At 47.6% G+C, this 24,939-nt stretch carries 30 protein-coding genes; 12 read left to right on the top strand and 18 right to left on the bottom strand.

What is annotated here, in order from left to right:
• Window positions 1-4 precede the first annotated feature (4 nt).
• From A7589_RS13760 to A7589_RS13705, 12 genes are all read right to left on the bottom strand, one after another.
• Window positions 5-418: a DUF4325 domain-containing protein gene (locus A7589_RS13760; protein ID WP_095474242.1), complete on the bottom strand. Its 414-nt coding sequence runs from the start codon at window positions 416-418 to the stop codon at window positions 5-7.
• A 14-nt stretch (window positions 419-432) separates the two neighbouring features.
• The gene (locus A7589_RS13755) at window positions 433-1,581 is read right to left on the bottom strand and encodes a hypothetical protein (RefSeq protein WP_049143191.1); all 1,149 of its coding nucleotides are present in this window, start codon (window positions 1,579-1,581) and stop codon (window positions 433-435) included.
• Window positions 1,582-1,884: 303 nt separating this feature from the next.
• Window positions 1,885-2,118, bottom strand: coding sequence for a DinI-like family protein (locus A7589_RS13750; protein ID WP_001217575.1), 234 nt, complete (start codon window positions 2,116-2,118; stop codon window positions 1,885-1,887).
• A gap of 10 nt (window positions 2,119-2,128) precedes the next feature.
• A complete protein-coding gene (locus tag A7589_RS13745) occupies window positions 2,129-2,317 on the bottom strand; it encodes a hypothetical protein (protein WP_001154434.1) in 189 nt (62 codons plus the stop codon).
• 152 nt (window positions 2,318-2,469) lie between these two features.
• Window positions 2,470-4,884, bottom strand: a complete 2,415-nt coding sequence (locus A7589_RS13740) for a replication endonuclease (RefSeq protein WP_108188891.1) — start codon at window positions 4,882-4,884, stop codon at window positions 2,470-2,472.
• Complete coding sequence (locus A7589_RS13735) at window positions 4,881-5,738, bottom strand: DNA adenine methylase (protein ID WP_097697469.1); 858 nt, start codon at window positions 5,736-5,738, stop codon at window positions 4,881-4,883. The genes A7589_RS13740 and A7589_RS13735 overlap by 4 nt, the downstream gene beginning before the upstream one ends.
• On the bottom strand, window positions 5,735-5,962 hold the full coding sequence (locus A7589_RS13730) for a TraR/DksA family transcriptional regulator (RefSeq protein ID WP_000752613.1): 228 nt from the start codon (window positions 5,960-5,962) through the stop codon (window positions 5,735-5,737). Before A7589_RS13730 ends, A7589_RS13735 begins: the two co-directional genes overlap by 4 nt.
• Entirely contained in the window at window positions 5,962-6,195 is a 234-nt protein-coding gene (locus A7589_RS13725) for a DUF2732 family protein (protein WP_001244223.1), read from the bottom strand. Before A7589_RS13725 ends, A7589_RS13730 begins: the two co-directional genes overlap by 1 nt.
• Window positions 6,196-6,262: 67 nt before the next feature.
• Entirely contained in the window at window positions 6,263-6,604 is a 342-nt protein-coding gene (locus A7589_RS13720) for a DUF5347 domain-containing protein (protein ID WP_000963475.1), read from the bottom strand.
• The gene (locus tag A7589_RS13715) at window positions 6,568-6,768 is read right to left on the bottom strand and encodes a phage filamentation protein Fil family protein (RefSeq protein WP_000956182.1); all 201 of its coding nucleotides are present in this window, start codon (window positions 6,766-6,768) and stop codon (window positions 6,568-6,570) included. The genes A7589_RS13720 and A7589_RS13715 overlap by 37 nt, the downstream gene beginning before the upstream one ends.
• Before the next feature lie 7 nt (window positions 6,769-6,775).
• The gene (locus A7589_RS13710) at window positions 6,776-7,285 is read right to left on the bottom strand and encodes a phage regulatory CII family protein (RefSeq protein ID WP_000460883.1); all 510 of its coding nucleotides are present in this window, start codon (window positions 7,283-7,285) and stop codon (window positions 6,776-6,778) included.
• A 32-nt stretch (window positions 7,286-7,317) separates the two neighbouring features.
• Window positions 7,318-7,539, bottom strand: a complete 222-nt coding sequence (locus A7589_RS13705) for a hypothetical protein (protein WP_001247707.1) — start codon at window positions 7,537-7,539, stop codon at window positions 7,318-7,320.
• 125 nt (window positions 7,540-7,664) lie between these two features.
• On the opposite strand from A7589_RS13705, the gene A7589_RS13700 reads away from it, so the two are divergent.
• The 4 genes from A7589_RS13700 (at window position 7,665) to A7589_RS13685 (ending at window position 9,987) form a co-directional block, all read left to right on the top strand.
• The gene (locus tag A7589_RS13700; protein WP_016237786.1) at window positions 7,665-8,234 is read left to right on the top strand and encodes a phage repressor protein CI; all 570 of its coding nucleotides are present in this window, start codon (window positions 7,665-7,667) and stop codon (window positions 8,232-8,234) included.
• 15 nt (window positions 8,235-8,249) lie between these two features.
• Window positions 8,250-8,441 carry a YdcA family protein gene (locus tag A7589_RS13695; protein WP_000900884.1) on the top strand — a complete coding sequence of 64 codons (192 nt, stop codon included), beginning with the start codon at window positions 8,250-8,252 and terminating at the stop codon, window positions 8,439-8,441.
• A 186-nt stretch (window positions 8,442-8,627) separates the two neighbouring features.
• Window positions 8,628-9,659 carry a phage integrase gene (locus tag A7589_RS23515; RefSeq protein WP_108188890.1) on the top strand — a complete coding sequence of 344 codons (1,032 nt, stop codon included), beginning with the start codon at window positions 8,628-8,630 and terminating at the stop codon, window positions 9,657-9,659.
• Window positions 9,660-9,717: 58 nt separating this feature from the next.
• A complete protein-coding gene (locus tag A7589_RS13685) occupies window positions 9,718-9,987 on the top strand; it encodes a hypothetical protein (RefSeq protein ID WP_001032044.1) in 270 nt (89 codons plus the stop codon).
• 81 nt (window positions 9,988-10,068) lie between these two features.
• On the opposite strand, the gene A7589_RS13680 is transcribed toward A7589_RS13685, so the two are convergent.
• The gene (locus A7589_RS13680) at window positions 10,069-10,674 is read right to left on the bottom strand and encodes a TetR/AcrR family transcriptional regulator (protein WP_108188889.1); all 606 of its coding nucleotides are present in this window, start codon (window positions 10,672-10,674) and stop codon (window positions 10,069-10,071) included.
• A gap of 83 nt (window positions 10,675-10,757) precedes the next feature.
• On the opposite strand from A7589_RS13680, the gene A7589_RS13675 reads away from it, so the two are divergent.
• From A7589_RS13675 to ybjH, 3 genes are all read left to right on the top strand, one after another.
• Window positions 10,758-11,966: an MFS transporter gene (locus A7589_RS13675; protein WP_000217837.1), complete on the top strand. Its 1,209-nt coding sequence runs from the start codon at window positions 10,758-10,760 to the stop codon at window positions 11,964-11,966.
• Window positions 11,966-12,781, top strand: a complete 816-nt coding sequence (gene ybjI, locus A7589_RS13670; protein WP_010354323.1) for a 5-amino-6-(5-phospho-D-ribitylamino)uracil phosphatase — start codon at window positions 11,966-11,968, stop codon at window positions 12,779-12,781. Before A7589_RS13675 ends, ybjI begins: the two co-directional genes overlap by 1 nt.
• Before the next feature lie 84 nt (window positions 12,782-12,865).
• Window positions 12,866-13,150, top strand: a complete 285-nt coding sequence (gene ybjH / locus A7589_RS13665; protein ID WP_077629224.1) for a protein YbjH — start codon at window positions 12,866-12,868, stop codon at window positions 13,148-13,150.
• A gap of 40 nt (window positions 13,151-13,190) precedes the next feature.
• Here the strand turns inward: ybjH and mdfA are convergent, their stop codons facing one another.
• Window positions 13,191-14,423, bottom strand: a complete 1,233-nt coding sequence (gene mdfA / locus A7589_RS13660; protein WP_108188888.1) for a multidrug efflux MFS transporter MdfA — start codon at window positions 14,421-14,423, stop codon at window positions 13,191-13,193.
• Window positions 14,424-14,708: 285 nt separating this feature from the next.
• Here mdfA and ybjG point away from each other — a divergent pair, with 285 nt between their 5' ends.
• A complete protein-coding gene (gene ybjG, locus A7589_RS13655) occupies window positions 14,709-15,305 on the top strand; it encodes an undecaprenyl-diphosphate phosphatase (RefSeq protein WP_010354321.1) in 597 nt (198 codons plus the stop codon).
• Between the two features lie 57 nt (window positions 15,306-15,362).
• On the top strand, window positions 15,363-16,121 hold the full coding sequence (gene deoR / locus A7589_RS13650; RefSeq protein ID WP_000450138.1) for a DNA-binding transcriptional repressor DeoR: 759 nt from the start codon (window positions 15,363-15,365) through the stop codon (window positions 16,119-16,121).
• A 47-nt stretch (window positions 16,122-16,168) separates the two neighbouring features.
• On the opposite strand, the gene dacC is transcribed toward deoR, so the two are convergent.
• Window positions 16,169-17,371 (bottom strand): serine-type D-Ala-D-Ala carboxypeptidase, encoded by a 1,203-nt coding sequence (gene dacC / locus A7589_RS13645; protein WP_016159005.1) that lies wholly within the window; start codon window positions 17,369-17,371, stop codon window positions 16,169-16,171.
• Window positions 17,372-17,617: 246 nt separating this feature from the next.
• Here dacC and gstB point away from each other — a divergent pair, with 246 nt between their 5' ends.
• Window positions 17,618-18,244 (top strand): glutathione S-transferase GstB, encoded by a 627-nt coding sequence (gene gstB / locus A7589_RS13640; protein WP_108188887.1) that lies wholly within the window; start codon window positions 17,618-17,620, stop codon window positions 18,242-18,244.
• On the opposite strand, the gene yliI is transcribed toward gstB, so the two are convergent.
• The 3 genes from yliI to A7589_RS13625 all read right to left on the bottom strand — a co-directional run bounded on the left by yliI (window position 18,241) and on the right by A7589_RS13625 (window position 22,009).
• On the bottom strand, window positions 18,241-19,356 hold the full coding sequence (gene yliI / locus A7589_RS13635) for an aldose sugar dehydrogenase YliI (RefSeq protein WP_000555064.1): 1,116 nt from the start codon (window positions 19,354-19,356) through the stop codon (window positions 18,241-18,243). The two genes, gstB and yliI, sit on opposite strands and share 4 nt — an antisense overlap.
• A 110-nt stretch (window positions 19,357-19,466) precedes the next feature.
• Entirely contained in the window at window positions 19,467-19,850 is a 384-nt protein-coding gene (gene bssR, locus A7589_RS13630; protein WP_000497145.1) for a biofilm formation regulator BssR, read from the bottom strand.
• A 104-nt stretch (window positions 19,851-19,954) separates the two neighbouring features.
• Complete coding sequence (locus tag A7589_RS13625) at window positions 19,955-22,009, bottom strand: beta-galactosidase (protein ID WP_108188886.1); 2,055 nt, start codon at window positions 22,007-22,009, stop codon at window positions 19,955-19,957.
• 233 nt (window positions 22,010-22,242) lie between these two features.
• On the opposite strand from A7589_RS13625, the gene A7589_RS13620 reads away from it, so the two are divergent.
• Together A7589_RS13620 and A7589_RS13615 are read left to right on the top strand one after the other, a co-directional pair.
• Complete coding sequence (locus tag A7589_RS13620) at window positions 22,243-23,325, top strand: LacI family DNA-binding transcriptional regulator (RefSeq protein WP_000849773.1); 1,083 nt, start codon at window positions 22,243-22,245, stop codon at window positions 23,323-23,325.
• 254 nt (window positions 23,326-23,579) lie between these two features.
• The gene (locus A7589_RS13615; protein ID WP_000926278.1) at window positions 23,580-24,815 is read left to right on the top strand and encodes an oligosaccharide MFS transporter; all 1,236 of its coding nucleotides are present in this window, start codon (window positions 23,580-23,582) and stop codon (window positions 24,813-24,815) included.
• Window positions 24,816-24,939 lie beyond the last annotated feature (124 nt).

Here is a 24,939-nt window from a genome sequence, read left to right as displayed (position 1 = left end):
TGCTTTACTCCTTACGTGTTTTTTGCGTCAACAACTTAGACAAATAAATAGGTTTGGTACTTTCATAAACCTTTGAATCAAACACTGCCTCGTTAATATATTGTATTATTTTTCTCTTAAACAAAGCAAAATCAGGATCTCTCTGAATTAACTCAAGTTTACTTAATAGTTGTTGTTTATCCATATATCCATATTTTACTATACCGGCAAAACCTTCAACGAGGAAAGAAGAACCATAACCTTCAACGTCATCATCCAAAATAATGTCGATCTTTTGCTTTTCTTTAAGCAACTGTAAGCGAGGCCATAAAAGCTCCTCTCTAAACTGTTCGCCGCTGCTATCTGTCATATCAGAATAGAAACGTCCTGAAGGAGTAGAAGAAAACTCTTTCCCTATATTAATTTCTAGATTTTTCATATTAAACCTCCATCTCAATCAAGAGATACACTCCAAGTTATTAGTGTACCATAGATTGGGGATGCAAAACTCTTAGTTTTTATTTTTGTATTACCTTGATTCATTGAGTGTTTATAAAGTCCCTTAAGGCTCATGATTGATAAATAACCATTTTCTCTTTGTTTAATAAACTCAAGTAGATCCTGTAGGCCTTTACCACGATCTCCCTCTTCTGTACTTGTCCTATCCAACTCTACCGCAGCTTTCAAGAGTGCTTCATCACGATATCGCTCCAATACAGGAATTGATGCTAATACATTTAATGCCTTTTCCCAAACTTTTGATGCAGGTAAAGTTTTAGGGATACCAACACCCTGATCATAAAAAACTATCTTCAATTCCTTACTTTCTAAATGATAAGATCCTGTTAGATACCAGTTCTTATCATATTCTTTATATCCGCAATCAGAAGGATATGCATGATGAGAAACATTGGTAATAGCCTCACTTAGGCCCCCATGTAAGAAAGTCCATTTTTCAATAGACTCACCAACTAATTTAATAATCTCCTCTTTTAATACTTTTGTTTTCTTAATTTCCCCACACTTTCCTTTAAGATATTTTACAAATCGCTTACCTTTTATTTTTGAATACTCATCATTAAAATTTAATTTTATATCCCTGCTTTTTTTGAATAAATCAAAGAACCCCAATTCATAGAAATTACGTAGAACATTTTTATCCCAACCGTCTATTTTTGGAGTCAACCTCTGCCTAATAGCATCATCCCATTTAGATAACTCTGCAGTTAACACAAGAGCTGCAGATGTCGATATTTTCTTCAAATTACAAAAATTAACAGATGCTAATTGATAACCTGCATTAGGCAATCCTTTTCTCTCTGATAACATTCGAATCGCATTAATATGCTGAACAGTAACATCGTAGTGTGTAGAAAAATTCATTTCAGAAGGTAAAGTTAGAATTAACCCTTTCTTTTTTTTACTTACAAATTGTACATCTAATCCATTTTTTGATTGTTCTTCAATCCAATAGTTAGCCTTACGCCATTCAACATTATAGTGAAATGATTTACCTTTTTTTCTAACTTTAGCACGCCCTTGTCGTAACTTTATCGAGCGTTTTACGTCAATCTCTCTTTGTCTCGCAGTTAACTTCTTCATATTCTTTTCTTTTTTCTGGATTTTGGTAATTTTCCTATTTAAACATCTGATATGTCAATACTTAACGATGTCAGCGCGCGCTCGTATCCCCGCCACGCCTGCCCGCTTTATGTAGTGGTTTTCATGCAGGTGCATGATCTACGCAAAAGCCCGCCAGTTCTGGCGGGCCTTAGCAAAAACGATCCTCAAACGATCATGCGATCTCATGCGGCATAGACATGCACTACAGAGCTAACGCCTCGCAAGGGCTCGTTGTTCAACCTTGCTGACGCCAGAAACAAGTTCAGACGCCAGCAACGTTTCTTAATGCAGCCAGCTGTCGTCTTCCCACACCTTCTGCATAATTTTCATCACTTGTTTTCTTTCTTCGTCCAGTTGCAGTCCGGTCAGTTCCACACCGTTAGAGCTACCTTTGCGAATACGAATTACCGTTTTGGGATACAGGGGGCGCAGATTGCGGTAAAGCTCGGATTCAAGGGCGTCCAGTGTAGACTGGCTAATCTTCTGCTCTTTATCGATCATTATTTCAATGCGCATAAAAGTCACCTCAGCTGATGACATCCATTGAGCGGTTGTATTCGTGGGTTCTGATTTTTGCCATGAGTTCATCTGTCAGTTCAGAAACCCACTGCAGAGCCAGCCCCTTCTCTTCATCACTACACTCACTAGCCGCTACAAGCTTAAGAAAAAAATCAATGCGCTGGAGCTTCAAAGACTCCAAAAAATAGTCCTGCATCTTTCCTCCTATGACACCAAAGCAATACTGTATATATAATCACTGTTTATATTTACAGTATATAATAATCTTACTGATGTAAAACGTTTTTTTACGTTCATCAGCCTGATATGCCTGGTATTATTAAGAGCACGAATTGTTAACCCGCGTAATTAATACAGGTTTCGCCACTTATCATCTTCCTGCAAACGCTGGTTCCGATAGAAGATACGCAGGCCTGCTCCTGACGGAATACTGCCACCGCGAAGGAGTAAATCGACCTCTTTCTCGCTGCCATCAAATCCTCTGGACTTCAGTTCATAGACGAGCTGCTGTCGCTGATGATCTGTAATTCGCTGTTTGTAGTCTTTACGCCGTTTCGGCTTAACCAGGCGTAACCTTGCTGCCAGTTCCCGGCGCTCTTTTTTGCTCATACTGTGCAGATAATCGTGCAACGCCTTGTCATCCATGCGGGTAATATCCGTTCTGGTGTCCCCATCAGCTGATTTATCTTTCTCCTGTTGGTTCAAATTTTCAGCAAGGGGACAGTTATTGCCACGAGTCCAAGGGGCGCAAGCGCCCTGGTCGGCTGCCGCCTCCTGAACGTCAACGGCCTTACGAACCATTTTCCACTTCACTGCATGAGTGCAGATCTTGCCCTCTGCAATGGGTGACCAGATGCCATAAATACGAATACCGTGATCGCCATAGGCGGTTGGCTCTTCGTTGATTTCATAAGCGGTTCTGATGAGGTGATATTTGCGGGGAACCAGTACGCCGCCCTGCTTCATGATGTAGGTGGCAAAACAACCAGCATCAGCAGCAGCCAGGATGGCATCAAGGCGCGGGTTATCCAGTACCGGCGCACCTGCTTTTTTGTCACCCTGTTGCCTTGCCGCCTGACCAGCCAGCAAGCGAAGTTCACGGTAAGCCTGGCGCCCCGGAATACCAAAGAAGCGGAACTGCTGAACACGATGCAGAGACGCCCAGGCATTAACGTATTCGGCGTTATCACGCAGGGATTTACCCGTTTCCTTGCTGATCTCGTTAGCCAGACCACGCCCGTCAATGTTCTTACTGATGTATTTTGCGATGTAGCTTGTCGGCGTTCCTTTGCGTGGGTTTATCAGCTCAGACTTAAAGCGTGGGCCCGTGTTATTGCCCAGCTCCTCGCGGTCTTCACGGATGGCAAACTTACGCAACAATGCAGTAATGGCGCGGCGGTCTTTTTTGCGCATGAAACACATGAGATGCCAGTGCACAGTACCGTCATGGTGCGGCTCAGCCACCCGTACGCCATACCAGCGCAACCCGGTTTTGTGCATCGCCTTACGAAATGCAGCAAACATGCCGACCAGATAATCGCTGCTTTGTCTTACCGTCGCATTTGTCCAGGTCGGGTTGGGCCTGCCGTTATTGAGCGTGGAATGGAAACGTGACGGACATGTGATGGTGTAGAAAACGGCGCAGTCACCGCGCATTTCCGCGATAAGCTCCAGACCTTTAACGCAGGCCATCATCTCATTGCGGCGATGTGCCGGGTTGCTGCTGCTGGCGTTTACCACATCTTCCATATCCAGCGTGTCTCCGTCTTCGTTCACCAGTTCATGAGAACGGAAAAACTCCAGCGACTTGCGGCGCTGCTCACGTTTATGCGTCACTGCTTCATAGCTGACATAGGGAGATGCTTTTTTGCTGACCAGACAGACAGCACGCAACTGCTCTTCCCGCCATTCGCAACGCATCTTCCACAATTTTCGATACCACCAGTCGGCGCAAAGCATACGTGCCAGCGAACCCGGAATGAGTTCATAGGGCACAGGTTTGCGGCGGTTTCTTTTCCGACGAAGTTTCTCAAACGCAGGCGGGATAACATCCAGACGCAGGGTTTCCGCTGCCACCTTTTCCCATGTCTTGCGGATTTCTTCTGGCTTTACGTCATCGTTGGTATACAAATCACCACAAGCGGCCTCAAGACACATGCTCATATGCGCAGCTACCAGGGTGGACAGGCGTTTCACCTGATCCTGACTCATTTCAGGCAGGATCAGCAGGCCCTCCAGCCCTTGATGGCTTGCCATAAAACGGAAAGAAGTAGATAGCTGACTGTCGCGTACACAATCCAGTCGCTCCAGACATGGCTTAATCGTCTCACGCAAATAGCGGGAATAAGCCTTTGGCCTGCCAAGGCTGCAGAAGTATTCGATACTTTGCATCAGCTGCTTGCTGATGTGGGTGGGCTGGGCGCTGACGTCCGCCAGAATGACCATGTCCGGGTTAAAACGCTGCTGCTCATGCGCCAGCTTTGCCCGACTAATGAGCTTATCCTGCTCCATTTCGCGCTGGACAGGATCACGGGATTCATTAAAGAAATAACGCTCCCAGACCTGTTCACTCAATTCCTCGCGGCGCAGCTGTTCCTGCTCGTTATCGGCAGCATACAGAGTGATCAGGTTTGAAAGCGCAGAAACCGGCGCAACTTCCGCCGGGTCCAGATAAGGGTTTATGGCCTTTTTCGGGCCGTTCCATGAAAATGCTGCAGCGGCCTCGTTAAAGCCGCTAGAGTCGCTCATATCGGCATGACTCATACACGCACCTCGTACACAGCAGAACTATCCACGCCACGCGAAGGATCAAATCCCACCCAGCAGCGCGCCCCGGAAACAGCAATGATTTCTGTTGCAGATTTACTCTCGCCAGCCGACACGCCGATGCTGCGTTTTGCCTTGATGTAGTAGTGAGTGAAATTGCGATACAGCGAACGGATCAGGGATGTGTCACTGTTAGAAACAATGACCGGATGTCCTTCAGATGCTCGATGTTCAAGAACGGATGCCAGGTGATACTGGTCATCTTCAGTGAAACCATCAGTGTGATAGCCGGAAAACGTACCGTCATAAGGCGGATCGCAATACACCACATCCCCCGCCTTCAACATCGCCAGCGTTTCATCAAAGCTCGTGCAGATAAACGTTGCCTGCGGGGCTTTCTCTGCAAATGCGCGAATTTCTTTTTCAGGGAAATACGGATTTTTATAATTACCGTAGGGAATGTTGAAATGCCCGCTCTTGTTATAGCGACATAAACCACGGTAACCGTGACGATTGAGATACAGGAAATATATCGCCTTCATGAAATCAGTAATTTCAGTTGAGTAATTAAACTCCTGTCTTATGTTGTAATAAGCCAGCTCACTGTTTGCTTCCTCAAATAAAACTCTGGCACGAGATATAAACGCTTCGCAATCAGCGGCAATCTTTTTATAGAGGTTGATTAAATCAGGATTAATATCCGCAACCAGATAGCTGGGGTAATCCGTCGCCATCATCACAGCACAAGAACCCGCGAAAGGTTCAACCAGTCGCGGGCCAGCAGGAAGGTATTTTTTCAGTTCGGACATAATGGCGGTTTTATTTCCCGCCCATTTCAGGATGGTGCTCATACAGCACCTCCGTTGTAATGTTTACCTTTCAGCTCTGCGATTTCCTGGCAGGTAATGCAAAGCTGCACTCCTGGAATGGCGCGGCGGCGTGCTGGCGGAATTGGCGCTTCACATTCAATACAAAGCACGCGAGACACGCCCGGTGTTTTGGCACGGGCAGCACGGATATGGCGCTGGCGTTCTTCTTCAACGCGCTGCTGTACGAGATCCATTGCATCAGCCATTAGTGGATCTCCTGCGCTTCGTTCTGGATTGCTTCAGCGGTCACACGCAGCAGTTCTGCCGCTTCGACGTGGTTTAGCTGGCGGGATGTGATATGACACGCCAGGCGATCAAGGCGAGCTGCCATTGCTTCAGCCCTTGCCCGGCGTTCTTCCAGACGAGCCTCTGTCAGTAAAATATTAAGCCCTGCGTCATCCGGTCCGGTTTTAGTCGTGAGGGTTTCAATATTACGCATAATCAATTCTCCTGAATTTAGATAAAGGGATGCCCGGCGGGTTTACGCCATTAATTTCATTAGTTGGTTAATTCGGCATGGTTAGCCGTCTGGGAAATAAGCTCACCACTGCACGAAAATGATTCATTGCTTTAATCAGCTCCCGCTTTTCGTCAGTGGTCAGCTCATTAATGCTGATGCTATGACGTTCAGCCGGAATTTTTGCCATAAAGAATATAGCAGCCAGTGCCCGTTTATTTTGTTCATTATTGATATCCCGTGGATCACGCATATCTTTAATAAACCGCTCAAGCTCTGACTCAATATTCAGGCCAAAAACTTTCGCCCTTAATTCCGCTATGTGATTAAGTCCACTCAGGCGTTCACCGGGGCTTAATGGAACAGTCGCCGCAGCGCCTTCAATAGCCATTTGTTCCCCCGTTTTTTCGTAGATAGTTCTGCCAGCAATTCATCTTGTGAACGGCACGGATGCCAGCGTTTACCATCCTCCCCCATGATCCAGCCGTGACCGTAGTGCATTGCCGGACTTTGTTTTACCAGCAGCGATGCAAATGATGGTTCTTTCGTCAGCATAAGCACCTCACAGCAAACCGAATGAAGCACCGAGGCCAGTCACGGTATCAACTGCACTCGCCATCGCAGGATTAGCCTGTAAACGGGCCTGCAATGAAACAGCAGCCAGCGCCATCAGTCGTGTTACAGAGTTAATGCTGCTGATCGCATCACGACGGCCTGCACTGGTTTTTACATCGCCAGAAACCGCACCTGCCGCGACACGTCCTATCTCTGCAGTTGCACTCATGACGTAATGCGGCAGTTTCTCTTTTGCCACCTCATTAATCGGAACACATGGCAGACAATGAATCTGTGCCAGAAAACCATCTACCAGTGTTGAGTCCTCAGTCAGATCGGTAAGCAGCCAGATGTCTGGTGCGGTTAATAAATGAGGTTGAGCTGGGTTCAGCTTGTTCCGCAGAATCTGCACATTCATGCCTGCACGTTCTGCCAGTTGCACCAGGTTGTGGCGCAGTGCGAATGCACGACAGGCTTCATCAAAATGTGGATGTTTGGAAACTTGGTAATCAAACATGGTCAATGCCTCTGATGTATTTCAGAATCGAACTAATTAAGGTTTAGATTGCATTCTGAAAGCGCATCAACGGTCATGGCTGCTATGTTGATCATCACTTTTTCGCGTTTTTTATCTTTGCGCAGACGGTGACGGATAAGGCGTCCGTCAGCCAACATGTCATTGATGGTATCGATGGACAGCCCTGTCAGCTCGCTATAGCGTTCAATAGTCACATGAGGCGTGGTAAGAGTGATTGAAATGTTAGGTCTCATGATGCAACATTCCTCGTTTAATGATGATTAATCAGGACGAATACGGATCGTTTGTATTTTGTGAACATCATAAACATACGATCGCACAGTGAAATCGTCAAGATAAAAGTTCACTTGGAGTGACCATGAATTTGGAGAAAGGCGGACGAGGCGCTATAGAGCGCATGGTAGAAGCTTATGGATTCAAAACTCGACAGGCGTTGTGCGATCATTTAGGAATCTCTAAAAGTACACTCGCCACACGCTACATGCGTGACTCATTCCCAGCAGAATGGGTAATCCAGTGCGCCCTTGAAACGGGCACCTCGCTTAATTGGCTCACAACTGGACATGGTTCAAAGCAAACTTCAGGTAATACAAATACTATGGAAGTTGCTAAATATGTATTATCTGATGGTGCCTTGCGTGAAGACGGTTTTTATATTTTTGATAAGGGATTTCTACCCTCTACGTTTAAAAAACCTTTTGTCATCACAGATAACAATTCTGAATTTATTTGTGATAAAGAATTTGATGATATACGTGATGGTAAATGGGTAATAAGTATTGATGGCGAGATAACAATCCGCGACATTACTCGTTTACCCGGTGGAAGAATCTTCGTTGAAGGTGGAAACAGAGCCTTCGACTGCAAGATAGAAGATGTTGAAATTATTGGAAAAATTATAAGTTTAACAGTTAAATATGTTAGATAATACCGGGAGGAAACTATGCTTGGTAAAGTATTTTTTGTGGTTTTATCATGCTCTTTGTTATTAAGCCCACTAACTACCTATGCTAAAAATTATCCTTGTTCTGGGAAAAAGGGTGGTGTATCTCACTGTACCTCCGATGGAAAATTTGTTTGCAATGATGGAACTATTAGTAAATCCAAAAAAATCTGTACTAAAAACTCACGATAAACTTTGCTTTTATATCTGCGCCTAATATAACAATGAGCCGCAGGCTAACCGCAAAAGTTACATACTCACATAGCAAAAAATAGCCAACTTCATTATGGCTTCAGTGAGATGTATGGTCGCAAGATTTCATACATTGACACTGGTTATACATACAGTAAAAATGCTCTCTATTGGAGGGCATTTTTTATGGCAGTACGAAAACTCACCACAGGAAAATGGCTTTGCGAATGTTACCCCGCCGGACGTAGTGGGCGTCGTGTGCGTAAACAATTCGCCACCAAAGGCGAAGCTCTGGCTTTTGAGCGCCACACGATGGAAGAAACCGAAGCAAAGCCCTGGCTGGGTGAATCAGTGGATCGTCGAACACTGAAAGACGTGGTTGAACTATGGTTCAAACTACATGGTAAATCTCTGACAGCTGGGCAGCATGTCTATGACAAATTGCTGTTGATGGTTGACGCTCTGGGCAATCCTCTTGCAACCGATCTCACCTCTAAAATGTTTGCCCACTATCGAGATAAACGCCTGACAGGCGAGATCTACTTCAGCGAGAAATGGAAGAAAGGAGCAAGCCCAGTCACCATTAACCTGGAGCAAAGCTATCTAAGTAGTGTTTTTAGCGAACTATCCCGTCTGGGCGAATGGTCGTATCCGAACCCACTGGAGAACATGCGAAAATTCACCATAGCAGAAAAAGAGATGGCATGGCTTACCCATGAGCAGATTGTTGAATTGCTGGCTGATTGCAAACGTCAGGACCCAATTCTGGCACTGGTAGTTAAGATATGCTTAAGCACAGGCGCACGTTGGCGTGAAGCCGTAAATCTTACCCGCTCACAGGTGACCAAATACCGAATTACCTTTGTAAGAACGAAGGGGAAGAAAAACAGAAGCATCCCTATCAGTAAAGAGCTTTACGAAGAGATCATGGCGCTTGATGGGTTCAATTTCTTTACAGACTGCTATTTTCAATTTTTATCCGTGATGGAAAAAACGTCTATCGTGCTCCCTCGCGGTCAACTGACACACGTTCTGCGCCATACGTTTGCGGCGCACTTCATTATGTCGGGTGGAAACATTCTGGCCTTACAAAAAATTCTCGGACACCACGATATAAAAATGACTATGCGTTACGCACATCTGGCACCGGATCACCTGGAAACTGCATTACGGTTTAATCCGCTGGCAACACTACCAACATCAATAGCAAGTTTTTGAAAATGCGTATTTTGCCCTGTTGAGCTAATATTCTTTTTTTTCACATGGAGCACTATCAATGAATAAGTTTCAGCATCAGGGAGCGGAATTGCGCAACAGAGCCAAAGAATTGGCTTTATCCGTACTTAAAACTCACCCAGATGCCCAAAAAAACGGCAACGGCGTTAAGCAAGCTGAGGTATTTCGTCTAAGCGGCCTCGATTGGGGAGAAAAACGGAAAGCAACAAGTTCGAACCAACAATATTGGGTTGTTGCACTATTGCGTGAACTAGAAGAGGAGGGGTTAGTCGAACAGATTGAAGATAGAGGCCCCTGGCGTCTAAGGTAAAACAAGTGGCGACAAAGTGGCGGCAGCGGTTGGCATTACCCCGTAATAACCACCACTGACCACCAACCTAACTTATTGTTTTTAATCTAACTTATTGTTTTCATTAACCCATTTACATAAATGGGTTTTTTGTTGCCTGAATTTTATCTCCTGCCCTGCCAATTGCGCCACCATCTGTAAAATATCCTCGCGCGATAGCGGCTTACGGTCAGTGACAAAATGCAGTGTCATCCCTTCAATAAACGCATCCAGCGCGCGGGCGGTTCCGGGTTCAAACCATTGTTCGAGCGTTTGCTGACTACGCTGCATCCAGTTTTGCATCACCGTTTTTAATAGCGGTTTTCGGCTGGCCAATGCGTAAAGTTGATACATCAGTTCCATGTTATCCGGCGTTGCAACCTGCGAGCTGTAGATCATGTCGGTTATGGCCTGGCAGGCGCCTGAAGCATCACTAACATCGCTAAAAAATGCCTGATATTGCTTAGACATTATCTCTGTAAAACTGCTGAACGCCTCCAGCAGCAACTCATCAATTCCTGAAAAATAGTAGGTCATCGACCCCAACGGCACTCCGGCAAGGGTAGCGATTTTGCGGTGCGTAACGGCATGTATTCCGTAAAGTTTCACCGCCTCCAGCGTGGCCTGGATGATTTTTTCTCGCCGTTGCGGATCGTTAGCGCGACGCATGTCATTTCCTCTCTTTGCAATTGTGTACAAATGTACACAACCTTGCTAAGGTTGTCTTCCCTCTTCTTTTTTTGACGTGACCTATGACCGTAAATTCTTCACGTAATGCCTTGAAACGCCGAACCTGGGCGCTGTTTATGTTCTTCTTTTTGCCAGGCTTGTTAATAGCGTCCTGGGCAACCCGTACGCCAGCGATTCGCGACATTCTTTCTGTTTCGATCGCTGAAATGGGCGGTGTACTCTTTGGTTTGTCGATCGGTTCGATGAGCGGAATTCTCTGCTCAGCGTGGTTAGTGAAACGTTTTGGGACGCGTAATGTCATCCTGGTCACGATGTCCTGCGCGTTGATCGGGATGATGATATTAAGTGTGGCGCTCTGGCTGACATCGCCCGTGCTCTTTGCCGTTGGTCTTGGCGTCTTTGGAGCCAGTTTTGGTTCCGCTGAAGTTGCTATAAACGTTGAAGGTGCCGCCGTTGAGCGAGAAATGAATAAAACGGTTTTGCCGATGATGCACGGCTTTTATAGCCTCGGCACGCTGGCAGGCGCTGGTGTTGGGATGGCGCTAACGGCCTTTGGCGTTCCGGCAACTGTGCATATTTTGTTGGCGGCACTGGTAGGCATCGCGCCTATTTATATCGCCATTCAGGCAATCCCTGGCGGTACGGGAAAAAATGCCGCCGATGGCACGCAGCATGGCGAAAAAGGCGTACCTTTTTATCGCGATATCCAGTTGCTGTTGATTGGTGTTGTGGTGCTGGCGATGGCCTTTGCAGAAGGTTCTGCCAACGACTGGTTACCCTTGTTAATGGTTGATGGTCACGGTTTTAGCCCCACTTCCGGCTCACTGATTTATGCCGGTTTCACATTGGGGATGACCGTTGGACGCTTCACTGGCGGTTGGTTCATAGACCGTTACAGCCGCGTTGCCGTGGTTCGGGCCAGTGCGCTAATGGGTGCGTTGGGTATTGGGCTGATTATTTTTGTCGATAGCGCCTGGGTCGCTGGGGTGTCTGTTGTTCTTTGGGGATTGGGTGCCTCGCTGGGCTTCCCGCTGACCATTTCTGCCGCCAGCGATACCGGCCCCGATGCGCCGACCCGCGTCAGCGTAGTAGCGACGACCGGTTATCTGGCTTTCCTCGTCGGGCCGCCGCTGCTGGGCTATCTCGGCGAACATTATGGATTACGTAGTGCAATGCTGGTTGTACTGGCGCTGGTTATTCTCGCGGCTATTGTCGCGAAAGCCGTCGCCAAACCCGATACCAAAACGCAGACGGCGATGGAGAATAATTGATGAGCATTAAATTAATTGCGGTAGACATGGATGGTACTTTCTTAAGCGATCAAAAAACCTATAACCGCGAGCGGTTTATGGCTCAGTATCAGCAGATGAAAGCACAAGGGATTCGCTTTGTGGTCGCCAGCGGGAATCAATATTATCAGTTGATCTCTTTCTTCCCCGAAATTGCCGATGAAATTGCCTTTGTGGCAGAAAACGGTGGTTGGGTTGTGAGCGAAGGCAAAGATGTTTTTAATGGCGAGCTGTCGAAGGATGCATTTGCCACTGTCGTGGAACATTTACTGACGCGCCCGGAAGTGGATATTATTGCCTGCGGAAAAAATAGCGCCTATACCCTCAAAAAATATGACGATGCCATGAAAACGGTGGCGGAAATGTATTATCACCGTCTGGAATATGTCGATAACTTTGACAACTTAGAAGATATCTTCTTTAAGTTTGGCCTGAATCTTTCCGATGAACTGATTCCGCAAGTGCAAAAAGAGTTACATGATTCGATTGGCGATATTATGGTGCCGGTTCACACCGGCAACGGTAGCATCGATCTGATTATCCCCGGCGTACATAAAGCCAATGGCCTGCGGCAACTCCAGAAGTTATGGGGAATAGATGACAGTGAAGTGGTGGTCTTTGGCGATGGCGGTAACGATATCGAAATGCTGCGCCAGGCTGGCTTTAGCTTTGCGATGGAAAATGCTGGCAACGCGGTCGTAGCTGCGGCGAAATACCGCGCAGGCTCCAATAACCGTGAAAGCGTACTGGATGTGATCGATAAAATTCTTAAGCACGAAGCGCCATTTAATCAATAAAACGGCAGCACGCCCGGCAACACAATGCCTGAATGAAGGATGCATAATTCGCGGAAATTCCCCTTCTGGATTATTTCAGGCGAAATGATGATGAAAAATTGTGTACTGCTGGGCGCGTTTCTGTTGAGTTTTACTGGTGTGGCAATGGCGCAAAGTGTCACCGTTGATGTGCCGAGCGGATACAAAGTGGTGGTAGTCCCCGATTCAGTCAGCGTTCCACAAGCGGTCAGCGTCGCGACTGTACCACAAACTGTCTATGTGGCGCCTACTCCAGCTCCGGCTTACCGCCCACATCCGTATGTTCGTCATCTTGCCAGCGTAGGCGAAGGGATGGTTATCGAACATCAAATCGACGACCATCACCATTAATCCATGAATGCCTGATTGTACAAAGCAACCAGGCATTTTCTTATCCATCGTTTGAATTTCCTGTTTGTTTATCTTTTAAAAAAATAAACATCAGCAGCAGCCACAAAATTCCGTTGGCAAGGTTAAAGAGATTAAACAGTCCATTACCGCCATTCAGCCAGGCATGTTTACTGATCTCGATACCGACGGTAAAGATCAGCATTTGCAACATCCCCATCGCCGCAGAAACCGTACCTTTACTCATATCGCTGGCAAACAGGGTTAATCGCACCAGTCCCGCATTCGCCAGACCAATACCGAAAGCATAAATACTTAACCCGGCGGTCATCCATAAATACGCGTGCGATGAGATAACCGTTGCGGCAGCGGCGACGAGCAAGCCAATCATAATCGGCCAGCCACCCATGATGATCAATGCACGAACGGTGCGGCGCGAGGTCAAACGCGCTAACAGCAAGTTACCCGCAATTAACGCCCCGAAAACTGGCACTTGCAGCAACCCATATTCATATCTGCTCAACTTTTCGCCGGTGATGATGATAATCGGTGACTGGGCGATCCACGCCAGCAGCGGCAGGCTGACGAATCCCAGCGCCAGAGCTCCGGCAACAAAGCGACCGTTCTTCAGCACCAGCTTGTAGTCATGGCCTAGCTCTTTCAGGGACAGTTTCTCACCAATACGCGTGGCAGTTTCCGGCATAGCGCGTTGCAGACCGAAAAAGGAGATCGCCGCCAATGCAGCAAACAGCACAAACATGCCTTCCCAAGGCAGCACATGGATCCACGCGGCGCCCACCAGCGGACCGAGTAGCGGAGCAATCAGCGCCACGTTCGCCATCAGCGCGGTGATCTTGATACAAACCGCCTCTTCGAAGGATTCCTGAATCGCGGCGTATCCAACAGCGCCAATGAAACAAAGGCTTATGCCTTGCAGGAAGCGTAGTAGCGTGAATTGTTCAATGTTTTGCGCCAGCAATATTGCCAGACAGGTGACGATAAACCACACCACGCCTGCCAGCATCACCGGACGGCGACCAATACGATCCGACAGCGGCCCCAGGAGCCACTGTAAAAACATCCCGCCCGCCAGGTAAGCGGTCATCGAAGTAGGAACCCAGTCAATACCCGCCTGATACTCTTCCACTACCGCGAGCATACCGGGTTGAATCATATCATTGCCGATATAGGTCGAGAATTCGTAGAGCACCAGACAGAGGGGGAAAAGTAATGCCTGACGCCCAAGTCTGGCACCAGTAGCTAATCTATTTTGCATGCAATTTCTTCGCCAAGAATAATCGCACAAAGTTTAATAAAAGCGCAGCAAACGAGAAAGCAAATTTTGTAGGTGAAACCACGCTTAAGCACATTCTTACATTATTCCGAGTATAGCTACTCTTTCTTTAAGCTTTATTTAATTCCTTCGCGTTACTATTCCCTGTTGTAAGCCAATCCGAAAGTGAAATAAGACGATGCTGCTTTACCCTGTTTAACAGGCACTTTATGCTCATCGACTTGCCTGATGGCTCCCCATTTTAATCACCTTTTGAGTCTGAAAGTTATGCTGGAAAATCTGAATTACTCATTATTCTCTCTTATTAATGCGACGCCAGACTCATCCGCATGGATGATTTCGTTAGCGATTTTTATTGCCAAAGATTTAATTACTATAGTGCCGCTGCTGGTTACGGTGCTTTGGCTATGGGGATTTACGGCTCAACGGCAACTGGTGATAAAAATCGCCATCGCGCTGGCAGTCAGCCTGTTTGTTTCCTGGACGATGGGGCACTTATTTCCGCACGACCGTCCGTTTGTTGAGCATATCGGCTATAACTTCCTGCATCATGCGGCGGATGACTCTTTCCCAAGCGACCACGGTACGGTGATTTTCACCTTTGCGCTGACATTTTTATGCTGGCATCGCCTGTGGTCAGGCACAATCCTTATGGCGCTGGCGGTGGTCGTTGCCTGGTCACGTGTTTATCTCGGTGTTCACTGGCCGCTGGACATGCTCGGTGGATTGTTGGCAGGAATGATTGGTTGCCTTAGCGCCCAGATTATCTGGCAGGCTGTGGGGGCTATACTCTACCAGAAGCTGCAATTGTGGTATCGCTTCTGTTTCGCCTTACCTATACGTAAAGGCTGGGTGCGTGGCTGATTTCGGATAAAAAGTGTAATATCAGGCGGCTCGCTTCAATAACTATTCAGAGGGAATATGGAAACACGTCGCGAAGAGCGTATAGGGCAGTTACTACAAGAATTAAAACGCAGCGATAAGTTACACCTGAAGGACGCCGCCGCCCTGCTCGGGGTTTCAGAGATGACGATTCGTCGCGATTTGAATAACAACAGTGCCCCCGTCGTACTACTCGGCGGCTATATTGTTCTGGAACCGCGTAGTGCCAGCCATTACCTGTTAAGCGATCAAAAATCCCGCCTGGTGGAAGAAAAACGCCGGGCGGCCAAACTGGCCGCGACGCTGGTTGAACCCGATCAGACCCTCTTTTTTGACTGTGGCACCACCACGCCGTGGATTATTGAAGCGATAGATAATGAAATCCCTTTCACCGCCATTTGTTATTCACTAAATACCTTTCTGGCGCTAAAAGAGAAACCCCATTGCCGCGCGTTTCTTTGTGGTGGTGAATTTCACGCCAGCAACGCCATTTTCAAACCCATTGATTTTCAGCAAACACTGAATAATTTTTGCCCGGATATTGCTTTTTATTCCGCAGCGGGCGTGCATGTCAGTAAAGGCGCAACCTGTTTTAATCTTGAAGAGTTGCCGGTAAAACACTGGGCGATGTCGATGGCACAAAAGCACGTGCTGGTTGTCGACCACAGTAAGTTTGGCAAGGTACGTCCGGCGCGCATGGGCGAGCTGAAACGCTTTGATATTGTGGTGAGCGATTGTTGTCCGGAAGATGAGTATGTGAAGTATGCGCAGACGCAGCGTATTAAGTTGATGTATTAATAACGCATAACCGGATGACGTTTCCGCGCCATCCGGTCATCAGAAGATTAAGAGAACCAGCTGCCGAACCACTGATGGAATTTCATCATCACGAAGTCCCACATCCGACCAAAGAACCCGCCCTCTTCCACATTTTCCATCACGATCAGCGGACGCTGTTCAATAGATTTACCGTTAAGCTGGAAATCAATGGTGCCGACAACCTGACCTTTTTTCAGCGGCGCGGTGAGCTGCGGTTCCGTTAACGTATAACTCGCTTTCAGGTTTTTCAGTTGCCCGCGTGGGATGGTCACTGATCCCCCTTCGCCTGCGCCGAGATTCACTTCGCTCTTATCACCGAACCAGACGCGCTGAGTCACAAAGGTGGCATCAGGTTTAATTGGCGTCACGGTTTCAAAAAAGCGGAAGCCCCAGGTCAGTAATTTCTCAGACTCATTAAAACGGATGCGGTCAGTTTTTGCCCCCAGCACCACAGAGATCAAACGCATATCACCCTGAGTAGCAGAAGCGACCAGATTGTATCCCGCACCAGCCGTGGTTCCGGTCTTCATACCATCAACGTTAACGTTGCTGCTCCACAGCAGACGGTTACGGTTTGGTTGGCGAATTTTGTTAAAGGTAAACTCTTTCTCTTTATGAATGGCGTACTCTTCCGGCACATCGTGGATTAACGCTTTACCCAGCAACGCCATATCGCGCGCGGTACTGAATTGCCCCGGCGCATCCAGACCGTGCACAGTCTGGAAGGTAGTGTTGGTCAGGCCCAGTTTTTTGGCATAACCATTCATCAAACCAATAAATGACTCCTGGCTCCCGGCAACGTAATCGGCCAACGCAATACAGGCGTCATTACCGGACTGGATAATCACACCTTTGTTCAAATCTGCCACCGAAACCTGATCGCCCGGTTTGAGGAACATCACCGACGAACCGCGCAGTGCCGGGTTTCCCGTCGCCCAGGCATCTTTACCGACCGTCACCATATCGGTGAGTTTGATCTTATCAGCCTTAAGCGCCTGTCCAACCACATAGCTGGTCATTATTTTGGTCAGGCTCGCGGGATCCAGTTTCTCATCCGCATTGCCTTCTGCCAGCACTTTACCGCTGGCGTAATCCATTAAAATCCATGCACGCGCATCCACGCTCGGCGCGTCAACGGTTTGTTCCGCCGCGAATGCCGTTGGGGCAAAAAGGAATAAAAATGCAGAACCCGCTGCAAGACCACGAAGGAAAGAGGAGTATTGCGTCATAAATGCCACCCGAGTATCCATTCAAAAAAAATACGTTATATCGCCGTATGATAAGTTCGGTGATTAATAACGCACACACAAGTTTAAAGAAACCGTAAGTTGGTAAAGTTTTTAAAGTTTATGCAATATCCTGCCGCTTCGCTGCTTCTGGCGTCATTTTTTTACTCGCTGTTGCTTAAAAGTTAACTTTACTTCACCATCGGAGTCCTGTTCAGCCTGTGGCTGCCTGTCGGAAAAGGGGTGAGTATGATTACGCTGTGGGGTCGGAATAATTCAACCAACGTTAAAAAAGTGTTGCTAACACTCGAAGAACTGGAACTGCCTTATGAGCAAATTTTGGCGGGTCGTGAGTTTGGGGTAAACCATGACGCCGATTTTCTGGCGATGAATCCCAACGGGCTGGTGCCGCTGTTGCGTGACGATGAAAGTGATTTAATTCTTTGGGAATCAAATGCCATTGTCCGCTACCTGGCTGCACAGTACGGGCAAAAACGTCTGTGGATCGACTCGCCGGCACGTCGCGCAGAAGCCGAAAAGTGGATGGACTGGGCAAACCAGACGCTCAGCAATGCCCATCGTGGGATCCTGATGGGGTTAGTCAGAACGCCACCGGAAGAACGTGATCAGGCCGCCATTGATGCCAGCTGCAAAGAGTGCGATGCCCTGTTTGCTCTACTTGATGCGGAACTGGCAAAAGTAAAATGGTTTTCTGGCGACGAGTTTGGTGTGGGCGATATTGCTATCGCACCGTTTATCTACAATTTGTTTAACGTTGGCCTGACCTGGACACCGCGTCCGAATCTGCGACGCTGGTATCAGCAACTCACCGAACGCCCCGCAGTGCGTAAAGTGGTGATGATCCCCGTTAGCTAATTGCGTGGGCTAACTTTGAGTAATTCCCCGTTGGACTCGTCGGTGAGAACGTATAAATAACCGTCGGGTCCAGTGCGAACATCACGAATTCGCTGCCCTCTGTCCGTTAAAATACGACCATCTTCTGTCACTTTATCGCCGTTAACGCTCATCACGATGACATCTTTATCTTTCAGCGCACCAATAAATAATTTTTGCTGCCACTGGGGGAATTTGTCGCTGTTATAGAAGGTCATGCCGCTCACCGCTGGTGAGTCTTTCCAGTAAAAAACCGGTTGCTCGGTTCCGGCGACGATTTCCCCTTTCGCTTCCGGTATTTTAAAACCTGAGTAATTAATGCCCCAGGTAGCCAGCGGCCAGCCGTAGTTTTTGCCTTTTTGCGGGATATTTATTTCATCGCCGCCGCGCGGGCCATGTTCATTCAGCCACAGTGCATTACTCCACGGGTTCATCGCCATTCCTTGCGGGTTACGAATGCCATAAGACCAGATCTCTACGCGCGCACCGGATTCCCTGGCAAAAGGATTATCATCCGGGATCTCGCCCTGGTCAGTCAGACGCACTAATTTACCCTGCAATTTATCCAGATCCTGCGCTGTCGGGCGCTGATTGTTTTCTCCCAGACCAATAAAAAGATAACCTTTACCGTCGAAGACCAGCCGCCCGCCAAAATGGTTGCCGGTAGAAAGTTTTGGTGTCTGGCGAAAAACGGTGCGGAAGTCGGTCACTTTTGAGAGATCATCACTTAAGCGACCATAACCCACGGCGGTTCCGGCTTTGCCATCATCGCCAACTTCGGAATAACTTAACCAGATGCGGCGCGACTGGGCAAAATCAGGCGCTAATGCCACATCCAGCAAGCCTCCCTGTCCATGCGCCCAGACGTTCGGCACACCAGCAAGCGGCGCAGATAATCCTTTTCCTGCTTGCCAGTGACGCAACTCGCCACCGCGCAGGGTGATTAACATGCCATGATTATCAGGTAAAAAGGCCAGCGCCCACGGATGATCGAGTTTGTCTTGCAGTACTTCGACATTTACCGGCGCAGGAGCCGCCCAGAGAGCGGAAGAAACACAGAGAAAGGGCACAAGGAAAAGGGATTGTCGATGCATAACGCCTCCGGATTGACTCTGGCTTAAAGCGTAGTCAGTGGAGGAGATGACAAATTCATTTTTACAAAAACTTAAACATGAAGGGGGAGACGCTTTCTCCCCCTTAGTTTTCAGGCCTGCTCAAGCATGGTGTGCTGTTCAAGGCTCTGGATACTCAGCGTTAAGCTCATCAGACAATTTTCAAGCTTATCGGCGTTGACGGTAATAACAGTCGGGCAATCATGATGCCCGCTCATCAAACATACTGCGGCTGTCGCTAATGCTTCTTCAGCATGATGAAGAGCACTCCACTCTTCCTGATCCAGATGAAGATTCAACCGCAGCGATTTATCGTGCAGTTCGCGATTCAGTTTAAAAAAGTTATCTCGTAGATGATTGCTTTCGCTGACGGACATGTATCCTTTGGCCTTCCTCAGTTGCACGTATGCGGCGAGGTCAACTCTTGCATCGATCAACCGGTTAAGTAGATCGCTTCGCTGTCTGTCAACGAACATACTTCGATCCTCCTCTTTGCAGCCTTTGTGCAATTAAATAGTATGGCTACTTTTTATACAAAATGCTGTCAGGGATCAATACTTCACATCTTATTAATAAGAATTTACATTATTTCTCTTTCCAGTACCTCACATCCCCACGGCGCCAGTTCTAATGCTTGTGAACAAGCCTTGCCTGTTTCCGTCACTCGCCACGCTCCAGGAAGCACAACATTTTGTACATGAGCAGTGTAATTTTGTACAAAAACCCATTCTTGCTCGCCGTCTGTCCGACGCGTTGCAATAACGCCAGCAGGAAGTTCAGTAGCAAGTGCTTTTGGGAGATGAAGTGTGTTGATCAACATCGCGGCAAGCGCTTGATGAAATGACGCATCATTACGCGAAGCCACATAGAAAGCTCGACCTTGTCCGACGTGATTTACCGTTAACGCAGGTGTACCCGCATAAAAATCCTCACCATAGCGCGCCAGAACCTGTGCACCTTCGGCGTGAATAACCGCACATAATTCCCGTGCCTGCCATTGCCCCTGCAGTCCATACGCATTCGGCTCGCAGATAACTTTGTTATGCTGATAATCATTAAGGCTATCAATCTCTTCAGCCCACACACCCATCAGGTCACGCAACGGGCCAGGGAACCCACCCAGGTGACATAAATCGGTTTCATTGACAATCCCGGACCAGTAAGTGGTGACAAAATTGCCACCAGCGTCAACATAGGCGCGAGCACGAGCAGCAAATCCATCGCGAACCATATAGAGCATTGGGGCAATAACTAACTGATAACCCGTAAGATCACAATCAGCATTGATAATATCGACCGCCACGCCCTGCTCCCAGAAAGGTCGGTAATGCTCCACTACCGTTTGCTCGTAGTGGATACCGCAATTGCGCGGCCCGGCAGCATCGTTGACCGCCCAGCGGTTTTCCCAGTCGAAAATAATGGCAACTTTTGCCTGGGTTTTCGTTCCGACCAATTGTTTAAGATGAGCCAGCCGTTGCCCCAGTTGTATGACTTCGCGCCCGGTACGCGTCTCCAGATGACCGACGTGATCAACCACCGCACCATGAAACTTCTCCACGGCGCCACGACTCTTACGCCACTGAAAATAATGCACGCCGTCTGCGCCGTGAGCGACGGCCTGTAAGGAAGAAAGAATATTCATTCCCGGCTTTTTCAATTTGCTGGTTGGCTGCCAGCTTGTCTGGCTGGGCGTGGATTCCATCAGAATAAACGGTTTATTTTTTAAAGTACGCATCAGGTCGTGATACATCGCTGTTTTACAAGCAACGGCGCGTTCATCTTCCTGTTTATGCCACATGGGATAGCTATCCCAACTCACAAAATCAACCACTTCAGCTAATGCCCAGTAGTTGTAGTCATTGAAATACCACATAAAATTGGTCGTCGCAGGTAAATCGGGGCGTTCTGCTTTTAACGGCGCAATCTCCATTTGATAGAACTCTTTTACCTGCGATGTGACAAAGCGCCGCCAGTCAAGATTCAAACCGTGGTTAGACATCTCACCTAATGGGGAAGGAGATTCAATTTGTGACCAGTCACTGTATGTATGGCTCCAGAAGCCAGTCCACCATGCCTGATTAAGCGCCTCAAGAGTGGTGTAACGAGTCTGCAACCAACGGCGAAACGCCTGTTGGCATCCATTACAATGACACTCTCCGCCATACTCATTACTGATATGCCATCCCAGAACCGCCGGATGATTTGCGTATCGCTGCGCCAGCTTACGGTTAATTTGCGTCACTTTCTCTTTATACACGGGAGAAGAAAGGCAGTGATTATGGCGACCGCCGTGAAGCATTTTCTCGCGTGAGGCGCTAACTCTCAGAACCTCTGGATAACGTGCAGCAAGCCAGGCAGGTTTGGCTCCGCTTGGTGTTGCGAGGAAGACAGAGATCCCACCAGCATGAAGTTTATCCAGCACCTCATCCAGCCAGTTAAAGCAATATTCCCCCTCTGTGGGTTCCAGCATTGACCAGCTAAAAATACCCACCGACATGGTGTTACAACCAGCCTGTTGCATCATGGCGATATCTTTCTCCAGAATCCCGGGGACATGTAACCATTGCTCCGGGTTGTAATCAGCACCATGAAGTAACCATGGGGCTCTGGGGATGATCGGTGGGTGCTTGTCCATGCTGACTCCTGAATTGTTTTAAACAGACAAAAAATGTTATTCGTTCACAATACTGTCATCTAGTAATTAATTGCTTCGTTATGCAAGGAATGTCCGGCAGGAATGTGATCAAGTACGCGTTTTTCCCTGCAAACAGGTTCGATGGGTCAGCTTACCGGCACTGAGACAGGTGAGCGTGATACGTATGACATTCACTGCGGTATACTGTGACAAATCTTTTAGCCGGGGCGAATATGAAAACCAAAGCTGCAACCCTTGCCGATGTTGCTCGTCATGCCAATGTTTCTTATCAGACAGTGTCGCGGGTGCTTAACAATTCAGCGAACGTGTCTGCCAAAACACGTCAAAAAATTGAACAAGCCATTGCCGAACTTAAATACGTTCCAAATCGCGTAGCTCAACAGTTGGTAGGGAAAGAGAGCAAAACGGTCGGGCTGGTTACAACTTCGCTCGCCCTACATGCCCCCTCGCAAATTGCGGCAGCAGTGAAAAAATATGCCGGAGAACAGGGATATCAGGTGCTGATATCCATGATCGATGATGTTGATATTAAAGGTATTCAGGCTGCAATTAATGACTTAAAAGCACAACGGGTAACAAAGATTATTATCAACGCACCGCTGGAAACGGCATTGGCTGAAACTCTGGTTGCTGAAAACAGCGATGTGTTGTGTCTGTTTCTCGACGTGGACCCTTATAGCCCGGTGTTTAACGTCACTTTTAATCCTGCAGAAGGTGCACGCGCCAGCGTGAAATATCTTTACGATTTGGGGCATCGTCAATTTTGCCTGATCTCTGGCCCAGAAAACTCAGTACCGGCGCGGCTACGACTCAATACCTGGCGCGATACTCTCGCCTCACTCCAACTGACGCCGCTGGCCATTCATTACGGTAGTTGGGACGCTCAAAGCGGCTATCTGGCGACGTTACAGATGCTACGTGAAACGCCACAGGCGACCGCTCTTCTGATCGCCAATGATCAGATGGCATTGGGGGCGTTAAGCGCCTTACATCAACAAAAACGTAAAATCCCGCAAGATATTTCTGTCATTGGCTATGACGACACCTATGAGAGTGCGTTTTTTGAACCTTCGCTAACGACCGTCGCAATCGACTTTGATTTACAAGGGAAAATTTCCGTTCAACAGATTTTACAGCCGGACGATGAACACGCGATGCTCCGCTCTTCAACCATCCTTCCCAGTCGCCTGGTCGTGCGTAACTCTGCTGGCCCTCTGCACTCACCACAGACTGATCTGATGAATATTGCTGAACACCTTCGCACACTGGCGGATGAGCTAACACGCAAGGCATAAAAGTAATACGTTCTCATAAAAAGATTTAGTGATCTATTTCGCTAAATCTTTTTTATTACCAGCAATAATTGTGATGCAAATCGCAAACATTCATTTAACACATTGCCTAATCATCACAGTCAGGGTCAGAGTAAAAATGAAATTGTTAACGTATGACATTTTCCGGAGATGCATACCAAAACAATAACCAGTAAGCACAGCGAATGCCTGTGCCAACGGTAAATGACCCAACGCCAGTGATTGAGGATATGGCTATGTTATTGCCCGGTAAACGTAATTATATTTTGCTCAGTATTTTCGATTTCCTGTACCTCTTTGCCTGGTCGGCAACGATGGCATTTTTTGTCATATGGACGACACAGCATCTGGAAATTACCGCCACACGCACAGGATTACTTTATTCCGTTAATGCTTTCATTGCGTTATTAATGCAACCGTTCTTCGGTTTCATCTCCGATAAATTTGGTCTTAAGAAACAACTCATCTGGATCCTCGTCGCATTATTACTTCCCGTAGGCCCATTCTTTATTTATGTGTATGCCCCGCTTCTGGTTCATAACTTCTGGCTGGGCGCTGTTTTGGGTGGCGTTTACCTGGGGATAATTTTTAATTCTGGTTGTGGCGTTCTGGATTCCTGGATAGATAAAGTTTCGCGTCGTTATCATTTTGAATATGGTCGCGTAAGAATGTGGGGCTCTCTGGGATGGGCCGCCGCCGCGTGGATTGTGGGTAAATACATTGATACCAACCCTAATCTCTCTTTCTGGCTGGCAAGCTGTGCCATTGTGGTCGCCGCAATCTGCTTTATGTTTACCAAAATCGAACTTACCGAGGCCGAAATTGAAAAAACTAATTCGCTGAAAGCTATCCATGCGCTTGAACTGGCGAAAAATAGTCAGTTCTGGTTTTTATTGATGTTCACTCTGTTCGTAACGCAAATTTATGACACCTACGATCAACAATTCGCACAATATTTTTCGCTGCAATTTCCGACGCCAGAAGAAGGCAATCGCTGGTACGGGATTCTGGCTTCTGTCCAGGTCTGCGGAGAAACCCTATTTCTCTGTCTGATGCCGTGGTTTGTTAACCGCACTGGCGCAAAATGGGCATTAGTGATTGCCGGAACCATTATGTCGTTACGCATTGCCGGTTCTGCTATCCAACTGGGACCGGTGTGGATTGCGGCCGTTAAAATGATGCATGCCATCGAAAAACCACTGATCCTGGTGTCTGTGTTTAAATTTATCGCGGCTAACTTTGATCACAAACTCTCTTCGACGGTCTACCTGCTGGTGCTTTTTGTGGCATCCATCGCCACGGCAATCTATTCACCCATTGCTGGCTATCTGTATGACACCATTGGCTTTGCTGAAACCTATCTCATCCTGGGGGCGATTGCCGGTTGCTTCACGCTTATTTCGGTCTTTACGCTGCGGGACAAATCCAGCAACCAGCCTGCAAAGGCGCTAACGGAAAACCCAGTAGCCTGATAACCATTTACGCCCCGATAGTTGGGGCGTTTTCCTCGCCTGTTGACCAGATTACGATACAAATTTTATCCAGAACTCTGTAGAATCCCTGCCCTGACCTTTCCTGTAACTGAATATTTTTTAA

It is taken from the genome of Escherichia sp. MOD1-EC6475 (assembly GCF_003046645.1).
GTDB lineage: Bacteria > Pseudomonadota > Gammaproteobacteria > Enterobacterales > Enterobacteriaceae > Escherichia > Escherichia ruysiae.
Note: the sequence above shows the minus strand (reverse complement) of the source record. Positions and strands in the feature narration are given on the sequence as shown.

Bases quoted from the DNA above. Each gene is read 5' to 3' on its own strand.
- A7589_RS13760 (WP_095474242.1), bottom strand. From the start codon at position 418: ATGAAAAATCTAGAAATTAATATAGGGAAAGAGTTTTCTTCTACTCCT.
- A7589_RS13755 (WP_049143191.1), bottom strand. From the start codon at position 1,581: ATGAAGAAGTTAACTGCGAGACAAAGAGAGATTGACGTAAAACGCTCG.
- A7589_RS13750 (WP_001217575.1), bottom strand. From the start codon at position 2,118: ATGCGCATTGAAATAATGATCGATAAAGAGCAGAAGATTAGCCAGTCT.
- A7589_RS13745 (WP_001154434.1), bottom strand. From the start codon at position 2,317: ATGCAGGACTATTTTTTGGAGTCTTTGAAGCTCCAGCGCATTGATTTT.
- A7589_RS13740 (WP_108188891.1), bottom strand. From the start codon at position 4,884: ATGAGTCATGCCGATATGAGCGACTCTAGCGGCTTTAACGAGGCCGCT.
- A7589_RS13735 (WP_097697469.1), bottom strand. From the start codon at position 5,738: ATGAGCACCATCCTGAAATGGGCGGGAAATAAAACCGCCATTATGTCC.
- A7589_RS13730 (WP_000752613.1), bottom strand. From the start codon at position 5,962: ATGGCTGATGCAATGGATCTCGTACAGCAGCGCGTTGAAGAAGAACGC.
- A7589_RS13725 (WP_001244223.1), bottom strand. From the start codon at position 6,195: ATGCGTAATATTGAAACCCTCACGACTAAAACCGGACCGGATGACGCA.
- A7589_RS13720 (WP_000963475.1), bottom strand. From the start codon at position 6,604: ATGGCTATTGAAGGCGCTGCGGCGACTGTTCCATTAAGCCCCGGTGAA.
- A7589_RS13715 (WP_000956182.1), bottom strand. From the start codon at position 6,768: ATGCTGACGAAAGAACCATCATTTGCATCGCTGCTGGTAAAACAAAGT.
- A7589_RS13710 (WP_000460883.1), bottom strand. From the start codon at position 7,285: ATGTTTGATTACCAAGTTTCCAAACATCCACATTTTGATGAAGCCTGT.
- A7589_RS13705 (WP_001247707.1), bottom strand. From the start codon at position 7,539: ATGAGACCTAACATTTCAATCACTCTTACCACGCCTCATGTGACTATT.
- A7589_RS13700 (WP_016237786.1), top strand. From the start codon at position 7,665: ATGAATTTGGAGAAAGGCGGACGAGGCGCTATAGAGCGCATGGTAGAA.
- A7589_RS13695 (WP_000900884.1), top strand. From the start codon at position 8,250: ATGCTTGGTAAAGTATTTTTTGTGGTTTTATCATGCTCTTTGTTATTA.
- A7589_RS23515 (WP_108188890.1), top strand. From the start codon at position 8,628: ATGGCAGTACGAAAACTCACCACAGGAAAATGGCTTTGCGAATGTTAC.
- A7589_RS13685 (WP_001032044.1), top strand. From the start codon at position 9,718: ATGAATAAGTTTCAGCATCAGGGAGCGGAATTGCGCAACAGAGCCAAA.
- A7589_RS13680 (WP_108188889.1), bottom strand. From the start codon at position 10,674: ATGCGTCGCGCTAACGATCCGCAACGGCGAGAAAAAATCATCCAGGCC.
- A7589_RS13675 (WP_000217837.1), top strand. From the start codon at position 10,758: ATGACCGTAAATTCTTCACGTAATGCCTTGAAACGCCGAACCTGGGCG.
- ybjI (WP_010354323.1), top strand. From the start codon at position 11,966: ATGAGCATTAAATTAATTGCGGTAGACATGGATGGTACTTTCTTAAGC.
- ybjH (WP_077629224.1), top strand. From the start codon at position 12,866: ATGATGATGAAAAATTGTGTACTGCTGGGCGCGTTTCTGTTGAGTTTT.
- mdfA (WP_108188888.1), bottom strand. From the start codon at position 14,423: ATGCAAAATAGATTAGCTACTGGTGCCAGACTTGGGCGTCAGGCATTA.
- ybjG (WP_010354321.1), top strand. From the start codon at position 14,709: ATGCTGGAAAATCTGAATTACTCATTATTCTCTCTTATTAATGCGACG.
- deoR (WP_000450138.1), top strand. From the start codon at position 15,363: ATGGAAACACGTCGCGAAGAGCGTATAGGGCAGTTACTACAAGAATTA.
- dacC (WP_016159005.1), bottom strand. From the start codon at position 17,371: ATGACGCAATACTCCTCTTTCCTTCGTGGTCTTGCAGCGGGTTCTGCA.
- gstB (WP_108188887.1), top strand. From the start codon at position 17,618: ATGATTACGCTGTGGGGTCGGAATAATTCAACCAACGTTAAAAAAGTG.
- yliI (WP_000555064.1), bottom strand. From the start codon at position 19,356: ATGCATCGACAATCCCTTTTCCTTGTGCCCTTTCTCTGTGTTTCTTCC.
- bssR (WP_000497145.1), bottom strand. From the start codon at position 19,850: ATGTTCGTTGACAGACAGCGAAGCGATCTACTTAACCGGTTGATCGAT.
- A7589_RS13625 (WP_108188886.1), bottom strand. From the start codon at position 22,009: ATGGACAAGCACCCACCGATCATCCCCAGAGCCCCATGGTTACTTCAT.
- A7589_RS13620 (WP_000849773.1), top strand. From the start codon at position 22,243: ATGAAAACCAAAGCTGCAACCCTTGCCGATGTTGCTCGTCATGCCAAT.
- A7589_RS13615 (WP_000926278.1), top strand. From the start codon at position 23,580: ATGTTATTGCCCGGTAAACGTAATTATATTTTGCTCAGTATTTTCGAT.